Source organism: Streptomyces cinnamoneus, from assembly GCF_014650495.1.
Taxonomy (GTDB): Bacteria; Actinomycetota; Actinomycetes; order Streptomycetales; family Streptomycetaceae; genus Streptomyces; species Streptomyces cinnamoneus.
Map to the genome: position 1 here is coordinate 126,961 of NZ_BMVB01000018.1, position 7,980 is coordinate 134,940.

Annotated in this window: 6 protein-coding genes; 3 read left to right on the top strand and 3 right to left on the bottom strand. The window is 75.4% G+C overall.

Annotated elements, in window-relative coordinates; genetic code table 11:
* Position 1: 1 nt before the first annotated feature.
* Complete coding sequence (locus IE182_RS23195) at positions 2-3,790, bottom strand: AfsR/SARP family transcriptional regulator (RefSeq protein ID WP_229845038.1); 3,789 nt, start codon at positions 3,788-3,790, stop codon at positions 2-4.
* Between the two features lie 124 nt (positions 3,791-3,914).
* Here IE182_RS23195 and IE182_RS23200 point away from each other — a divergent pair, with 124 nt between their 5' ends.
* Positions 3,915-4,724 carry a site-2 protease family protein gene (locus IE182_RS23200; RefSeq protein WP_190111831.1) on the top strand — a complete coding sequence of 270 codons (810 nt, stop codon included), beginning with the start codon at positions 3,915-3,917 and terminating at the stop codon, positions 4,722-4,724.
* A 10-nt stretch (positions 4,725-4,734) separates the two neighbouring features.
* Here the strand turns inward: IE182_RS23200 and IE182_RS23205 are convergent, their stop codons facing one another.
* On the bottom strand, positions 4,735-4,929 hold the full coding sequence (locus IE182_RS23205; protein ID WP_190111832.1) for a hypothetical protein: 195 nt from the start codon (positions 4,927-4,929) through the stop codon (positions 4,735-4,737).
* Between the two features lie 75 nt (positions 4,930-5,004).
* The gene (gene npdG, locus IE182_RS23210; protein WP_190111833.1) at positions 5,005-5,721 is read right to left on the bottom strand and encodes an NADPH-dependent F420 reductase; all 717 of its coding nucleotides are present in this window, start codon (positions 5,719-5,721) and stop codon (positions 5,005-5,007) included.
* A gap of 134 nt (positions 5,722-5,855) precedes the next feature.
* Here npdG and IE182_RS23215 point away from each other — a divergent pair, with 134 nt between their 5' ends.
* Positions 5,856-6,467 (top strand): hypothetical protein, encoded by a 612-nt coding sequence (locus IE182_RS23215; RefSeq protein ID WP_190111834.1) that lies wholly within the window; start codon positions 5,856-5,858, stop codon positions 6,465-6,467.
* A gap of 120 nt (positions 6,468-6,587) precedes the next feature.
* Complete coding sequence (locus IE182_RS23220; RefSeq protein WP_190111835.1) at positions 6,588-7,907, top strand: MFS transporter; 1,320 nt, start codon at positions 6,588-6,590, stop codon at positions 7,905-7,907.
* Positions 7,908-7,980: the final 73 nt, after the last annotated feature.

Below are 7,980 nucleotides of genomic sequence, written 5' to 3' on the forward strand. Positions count from 1 at the left end.
GTCAGACGAGGGCGCCGGCCTCCGTGGGGGAGAGGCCGGCGCCCTCGGCGTGCGCCCGCCCGTAGACCTGCTCGCCCAGCGCGGCCCGGGCCCGTTCCGCGGTCCAGTCACGGATCTCGGTCTCCATGGAGGGGATGCGGAAGCCCGGGTAGCGCAGGGTCTCGCAGGCGCCGAGCAGGCGGGCCGCCGTCAGGGCGTGCTCCTCGCCGCCCAGCGCGGCGTGGGCGTGCGCGCCGTGCAGCAGTGCCGCGGTCAGCAACTGCGGGGCGATCAGCCGGCTCAGCGGGTCCTCGCACTTCTCCAGCGCGACGCGCACCCTCGGCAGTGCCTCCTGCGGGCGGCCCAGCAGGGTGTCGGTCCAGGCGAGCAGGCCGGCCATCAGGCCCTCGAAGACGGCGATGGCCCGCTCGTCGAAGTCCTGTGCGAGCAGGTCGAAGTGCTCCCTGGCCTCCGCCGGGCGGCCCGAGCGGGCCACGCGGATGCCGAGATGGACGCGGATGAAGGCGGCGGTGTCGGGGCTGAGCCGCACGGCGTCGGCGAGCGCCTCGCGGTAGATCCGCTCGCCCTCCTCCGGGGTGAGCTGGCCGTCCTCCATCAGCACCTCGGTGAGCCGGGCCCGCAGCAGGGGCACCTGCCCCGCAGCGCCCAGTTCCACCACGCGGTCGATGGCCGCGCGGTAGTCGACGGCGGCGGCCGCGAGCTCGCCGTGCTTCTCCAGGGCCTCGCCCCGGCCGGACAGCGCCTCGGCCACGCCCCAGGAGTCGCCGACGCCCCGGAAGATCTCCAGGCTCTCGTCGGCGTCCGCGATGCCCTGGTCGACCCGGTCGACGCTGTCGTTGAGCACCTTGGCACGCAGCTGCAGCAGGTTGGCGAGCTCCCAGGAGTAGCCGAGCTCGCGGCAGCGCTGCACGGCGTCGTCGAGGACGGCGTAGAGGTCGTCCGCGGCGCCCGTCATCAAGGTCGCGTAGTACCACATCATGCCCGGCACGCGGCAGTTCTGCGGCTGCCCCTCGCCGTAGGCGGCGACGATGCCGTGCAACAGCTCCTGGGTGGAGGGCGATCCGATCTCCCGCATGTTGGCCTCCACGTTGGCGATCGCGACCAGCCGGATGCCGCGGCGCGCCTCCTGCAGCAGGTCCGGGGGCATCGGGGGCGGCGCCTCGGTGCACGAGACGTACAGGGGCGGGGCGGGCTCGATGGGCTCCGCGAAGGGGTTGGGGCCCAGTGCGGCCACGGCCTCCGTCCAGTGCCGGGCGTCGGCGCGGTGGTCGCGCAGCTGCCAGAACCACGCCAGGGACAGCACCAGGCACAGCGCCTCGTGCTCGTCGCGGGCGGCGACGGCGCGGCGGAGCGCGGCGCGGAGGTTGTCGTGCTCCAGCTCCAGCCGGTCCAGCCAGGCGCGCTGCCCGGTGCCGCGCAGCAAGGGGTCGGCGGTGCGGGCCAGTTCGCGGAAGGCCACCAGGTGGCGCCGTTCGACGGCCGTCCGTTCGCCGGCCTCGTCCAGCCGCTCGCCGGCGTACTCGCCGACGGTCTCCAGCAGGCGGTAGCGCATCTGGCCGTCGGGGGCGGGGGCGGCCACCACGAGCGACTTGTCGACGAGCGAGCCGAGGAGGGCCGCGACGTCCAGGGCGTGGACGTCGGTGCCGTCGGCGCAGACCTCCTCGGCGGCGGACAGGTCGCAGCCGCCGGAGAAGACGGACAGGCGGCGCAGGACGGCGCGTTCGGGCGCGTCCAGCAGGTCCCACGACCAGTCCACGACCGCGCGCAGCGTCTGCTGGCGGGGCAGCACGGTGCGGCTGCCGGAGGTGAGCAGCCGGAAGCGGTCGTCGAGGCGGTCGGCGAGGCCGCGGGGGGTGAGCAGGCGCAGCCGGGCGGCGGCGAGCTCGATGGCGAGCGGCAGGCCGTCCAGGCGGCGGCAGATCTCGGCACAGGCCGCCGGGTCGTCCTCCACCCGGAAGCCGGGCCGGGCGGCGGCACCGCGGTCGGCGAGCAGCCGCAGGGCGACGGGGTCGGGCAGCGGCTCGACGGGCCGCACCAGCTCGCCGGGCACGGCGAGGGGTTCCCGGCTGGTAGCGAGCACGGTGACGCCCGGGCAATGCGCGAGGAGCGTCTCGGCGAGGCGGGCGGCGGCGTCGATGACGTGCTCGCAGTTGTCGAGGACGAGCAGCATGCGGCGGCGTGCGCAGTGCTCGGCGAGCCGTGCCAGCGGGTCGAGGGCGGTGGCGTCGGCGGCGGCCCGCAGTCCCTCGGCGGCGGTGCCGCGCACGACGGTCTCGCGCGCTCCGAGCGCGGTGAGCACCGCCTCGGGCACGGTCTCGGCGTCGTCCACGGGCGCCAGCTCCGCGAGCCACACCCCGTCGGGCCAGCGCCCTTCCGCCGGCGCGGCCGCCTCGGCGGCCTCCTGCGACAGCCGCGTCTTCCCCGCGCCGCCGGGCCCGAGCAGCGTCACCAGCCGGTGCTGCGCCAGATCTTCCCGGATCAGGGCGATCTCCCGCTCCCGCCCGACGAAGGACGTGAGCCGCGCCCGCAGGTTCCCCCGCGCCGCACCGCCCCCGGGTGCCGGCGCGCCGAGCGCCGCGGAGGCGAGTGCGGGAGCCACGTCCGCCCCGAAGGCCGCGGGCGCGGCCGGCCCGTCCACGACCGGGGGCACGGAGCCGTGCGGCCCGGGTACCGGCACGCCGAGCGCCGCGGAGGCGAGTGCGGGAGCCACGTCCGCCCCGAAGGCCGCGGGCGCGGCCGGCCCGTCCACGACCGGGGGCACGGAGCCGTGCGGCCCGGGTGCCGGCGCGCCGAGCGCCGCGGAGGCGAGTGCGGGAGCCACGTCCGCCCCGAACGCCGTGGGCGTGGCCGGCCCGTCCGTGGACGGGGGCACGGCGCCGTGCGGCCCGGGTGCCGGTGCGGCTGCGCCGCCCGGGGCGGGCGGCTGCCCGGCCTCGGGCGCGGCGGCCCCGGGGTCCTGACCCGGCTGCGCCGCGGGCGCGACGGGCGCCCCGTCGCGGTGCGGGGCCGCCGTGCCGGGGGCGACGGGCGGCCCGGTCCGGGGCCGTGGCGTGCCGCCCGGCGGCGGGTCGTCGGGGTGGAGGAGTTCGCCGTGGAGGGCGCGGAGTTCCGGGCCCGGGGTGGTGCCCAGGGTTTCGGTCAGGGTGCGGGCGACCTCGGCGTAGGCGGCCAGGGCCTCGGCGGGGCGGCCCGCGGCGCGCAGGGCGCGCAGGCGGAGGGCCTGGAGGGGTTCGTCGAGGGGGTGGGCGTCGCAGAGTTCGGCCAGGGCGGGGAGCGTTCCGGCCGCCTGGCCCAGGGACACCGCGGCGGCCAGGCGGGCGCGGCGAGCCGCCAGGTGACGGGTCTCCAGCCGGCGGGCCGGCACGGCCCGGCCCGGCAGGTCCGCGAGGGCGGGGCCGCGCCACAGCGCGAGGGCGTCGTCGAGCAGGACCGCCGCCTTGGCGGCATCCCCGTCGGCGAGGGCCCTCTCGCCCTCGCCGGCCAGCCGCTCGAAGCGGTGCAGGTCGACGTCGTCGGGGTCGGCGGACAGCCGGTAGCCGCCCGCGGCGGAGGCCACCGCCTCCCGGCCCACGGCCCGCCGCAGCCGTCCGACGAGCGCCTGCAGGGCGCCCACCGCGTCCGCGGGCGGTGCACCGTCCCAGACCTCGTCGATCAGTGCACCGGCGGGGCGCAGCCGCCCCGGGTGCAGGGCCAGCGCGGCCAGGAGCGCGCGCAGCCGGGTACCGCCGAGGGCCATGGGGATGCCGTCGTCGGTGTGGGCCTGGGTGGTGCCGAGGATGCCGTAACGCACCGGCCCATTCTCCCCCGCCCCGAACCCGGCGCTACGAAATATGTCCCGGGCCAAGTACCGTCGCCCGGTACGTTCGCACGCCCCGGGCATTTCCCGGCGGCCTCACTCCCAGGAGCACACTGGCATGGCAACGCAAGCGACCCGCGGCGAAGGGCGTGTGAGCCCCGTCTTCCTCGCCCTCGTCGCCATCATGGCGGTCTCGTTCTGGGCGGTGTGGACCGATTTCTCGGCGAGCCCCGGCTTCGCCGTGTTCCTTTTCATCCTCTCGGGCTGGATCGTCTCGCTGTGCCTGCACGAGTTCTCGCACGCCCGCACCGCCCTGCACGGCGGTGACATATCCGTCGGGGCCAAGGGTTACCTGACCCTCAACCCCCTCCTGTACACCCACGCCCTGCTCAGCATCGTGCTGCCGGTGATCTTCGTCATCATGGGCGGCATCGGCCTGCCGGGCGGCGCGGTCTTCATCGAGCGCCACCGCATCCGCAGCCGCTGGAAGCAGAGCCTGGTCTCGGCGGCCGGCCCGCTGATGGACGCCCTCTTCGTCCTCGCCGTCGGCCTGCCCTTCCTGCTGGGAGCGCTGGACGGGGTGCCGGACAACGTCCGCTACGCCCTCGCCTTCACCATCCAGCTGCACGTGACCGCGGTGATCCTCAACTTCCTGCCCGTGCCGGGCCTGGACGGCTACGGCGTGATCGAGCCCTGGCTGCCGTACAAGGTGCGGCGCCAGGTGGAGCCGTTCGCGCCGTTCGGCCTGCTCGCGGTCTTCGGCTTCCTGTGGATCCCGGAGGTCAACCACGCCTTCTTCGACATGATCGACGCGCTGCTGCGGACGCTCGGCGTCACCGAGTGGGACACCTACTGGGGCCAGAAGCTGTTCCGCTTCTGGGAGGGCACGCCGGAGATCCCGCCGCTGGACGGCCTCGTGATCGGCTGATCCAGCTCGCTCACCCGGCCGCGGAGCCCTGCTCCGCGGCCTTGTCGTTCTTCGCCTTGCGCACGTAGTACCAGGCGATGTTCGACGCGACGCCGAGCAGCAGGATCCACACGATGCCGAGCCAGCTGCCGCGCGCGAAGGAGACGACGGCCGCCGCGACCGCGAGGACGCAGACGGCGAGGGCGTAGAGGGCGAGGCGGGGCATGGGGGCGGCTCCTGTCCGATGGCCGGGGCGCATGTGCGTACGATCCCGGTCATTGTCCCCCATGCCCCGGGCGGCTCAGACGTCCGTGACCCGCAGCCCCGCGTGGGCCTTGTAGCGGCGGTTCACGGAGATCAGGTTGGCGACCAGGGACTCCACCTGGTGGGCGTTGCGCAGCCGGCCCGCGAAGACGCCGCGCATGCCGGGGATGCGGCCGGCCAGCGCCTGCACGATGTCGGTGTCGGCGCGCTTCTCGCCGAGGACCATCACGTCGGTGTCGATCTCCGCGATCTCCGGGTCCGACAGCAGCACCGCGGACAGGTGGTGGAAGGCGGCGGTCACCCGGGACTCCGGCAGCAGCGCGGCGGCCTGCTGGGCGGCGCTGCCCTCCTCCGGCTTGAGCGCGTAGGCGCCCTGCTTGTCGAAGCCGAGCGGGTTGACGCAGTCGACGACGAGCTTGCCCGCGAGCTCCTCGCGCAGCGCTTCGAGGGTCTTGGCGTGGCCGTCCCACGGCACGGCGACGATCACGATGTCGCTGCGGCGGGCGCACTCGGCGTTGTCCAGGCCCTCGATGCCCAGGCCCAGCTCGTCGGCGGCGGCCTGCGCCCGCTCCGCGGCGCGCGAACCGATGATCACTCGCTGGCCGGCCTTGGCCAGCCGGTAGGCGAGGCCGCGGCCCTGGTCGCCGGTGCCGCCGAGCACCCCGACCACCATGCCGGAAACATCGGGAAGGTCCCAAGGATCCTTAGCGGGGGCCTTCTTCACGTCCTTCACCACGCCATCAGAAGTAGTCATGACAGCGATACTGTCACGCCCGTGGCGCGCCCGACGGCCCGGTTGCGCCCCGCACGAGCGCCCCCGGCGCCCGAACGGGTGAGCCACCCCGTAACTCCGCATCCTCCTGCGGCGGTTGGGGCAGGATGCGCCGCATGGACGCCGTACGGGTCGCACTGCTGCGCGAGGCGCTGGCCGGGACCGAGTGGCTGCGGGCCACCCGCCGTTTCGCGGGGGCCCTGCGGACCTCCGTCGAGGCCCACGGCGGCGGGCTGCTGCTCGTCGGCACGGTCGAGTACGAGCCCTGGCACCTCGCCGCCCACCTGGACGACGAGGCCGCCTGGTCCGGCCTGCCGGAGCTCACCCCGACGCTCGTGCGCCACCGGGTGCCGTCCGGCGCGCCGGCGCACCTGTCGGTCGGGCTGAGCCGCCTGGGGGCGGCCCGGCGCGGCGAGACGCTGCTGGTGGTGGCGGAGGGGCAGCCCGGGGACGGGCTGCTGGAGCGGGTGCACGACGCCCGGCGCGGCGGGGTGACCGTCCTGGCGCTGGACGGCGCGGCCGGCGCCGCGCAGGCGGACCTGCACGCGCTCGCGCACGACGCGCTGAGCGTGCCGGCCGCCGCCGAGCTGGATCTGGACACCGTCCAGCACCTGGTCAGCGCCGCCGCCGGCGAGACCACCCGCCCGGCCCCGCGGGGCCGCCGCTTCCGCGACCGCCTGTCCCGCCTGGCGGAGCAGCTGGCCGCCCCGCCACCCACCCGCTGGTAGCGGCGGGCGCCGCCCCGGGCCCGGACCCCGTCGCTCCGGAACGGGCCGGATCCGGCCGGAAGGCGCCTTTCCGGGATATTCGTTTGCTTCGCCCGGGCCACGACCGGACCATGGTGCCCCGTGACCGAGCACCATCCCCCTCCCCCGTCCCCTGCCGGCCGCCTGCGCGCCCTGCTGCCCGACCTCTCCCCCTGGCGCTCCTCGCCCGACTTCCGTCGCATGTGGATCGCCGGTCTGGTGACCGTCTTCGGCAGCTTCCTGACCTTCGTGGCGGTGCCGCTGCAGCTCAAGGAGCTGACGGGATCCACGCTCGCGGTCGGTGCGGTCGGTGCGGTCGAGCTGGTACCGCTGATCGTCTTCGGTCTGTACGGCGGCGCCCTCGCCGACGCCCTCGACCGCCGCAAGCTGATCGTGTGGACGGAGGCCGGACTCGGCGTCCTGAGCGTGATGCTGCTGCTCAACACGCTGCTGCCGCACCCGATGGTCTGGCCGCTGTACGTGGTGGCCGCGCTGGTCAGCGCGCTGACCGGGCTGCAGCGTCCGGCGCTGCAGGCGATCGTGCCGCGGATCGTCCCCCACGAGCAGCTGCCGGCCGCCATCGCGCTGAACTCCATGCGCTGGCAGGTCGGGGCCATCGCCGGCCCCTCGCTGGCCGGTGTGGTCATCACCTTCGCCGGGCTGCCGTGGGCGTACTTCCTGGACGCCCTCTCGTTCGCGCTGTCCCTGGTCCTCGCCCTGGGCCTGGCGCCCTCCCCCGCCTCCCACGACGCGGAGAAGCCGTCGCTGCGCGGCATCCTCGACGGCGCCCGCTACGCGTGGAGCCGCAAGGAGCTGCTGGGTACGTACGCCGTGGACATGGCGGCGATGTTCTTCGCCTACCCCACCGCGATCTTCCCGTTCCTCGCCGACGACCTTCACGCGCGGTGGGCATTGGGCCTGATGTACTCGGCGGGCGCGGTCGGCTCGCTGGTGGTGAGCCTCACCAGCGGCTGGGTCTCGCGCATCCACCGGCACGGCCGGCTGGTGGTGCTCGCGGCGGCGGGCTGGGGCGCGGCGATGGCCGTGGCGGGCCGGCTGCACAACATCTGGCTGGTGCTCCTCTTCCTGGCCGTCGCGGGCGGCTGCGACACGGTCAGCGGCCTGTTCCGCTCGGCGATCTGGGACCAGACGATCCCGGACGAGCTGCGCGGCCGCCTCGCCGGCATAGAGCTGCTGTCGTACTCCGTCGGCCCGCAGCTGGGCCAGGTCCGGGCGGGCGGCATGGCGGCGCTGACCAGCGTGCGGACGTCGGTGTGGTCGGGCGGCCTGGCGTGCGTGGCGTCGGTGGGGCTGCTGGCCCTGTCGCTGCCGAAGCTCATGTCCTACGACCAGAGGACGGACCCGCACGCCGTGCGGATGCGGCAGCGGAAGGCCGCGGAGGCGGTGTCGGAGGCGGCCTAGGTGTGTTGTCCCGGGACGTTGGTGACACGCGTGCTGGGTGCTTGAACTGGGTGAGGGCCTTCTGGCTCGGTGT

Coding starts and splice junctions, on each gene's coding strand:
- IE182_RS23200 (WP_190111831.1), top strand. CDS start 3,915: ATGGCAACGCAAGCGACCCGCGGCGAAGGGCGTGTGAGCCCCGTCTTC.
- IE182_RS23205 (WP_190111832.1), bottom strand. CDS start 4,929: ATGCCCCGCCTCGCCCTCTACGCCCTCGCCGTCTGCGTCCTCGCGGTC.
- npdG (WP_190111833.1), bottom strand. CDS start 5,721: ATGACTACTTCTGATGGCGTGGTGAAGGACGTGAAGAAGGCCCCCGCT.
- IE182_RS23215 (WP_190111834.1), top strand. CDS start 5,856: ATGGACGCCGTACGGGTCGCACTGCTGCGCGAGGCGCTGGCCGGGACC.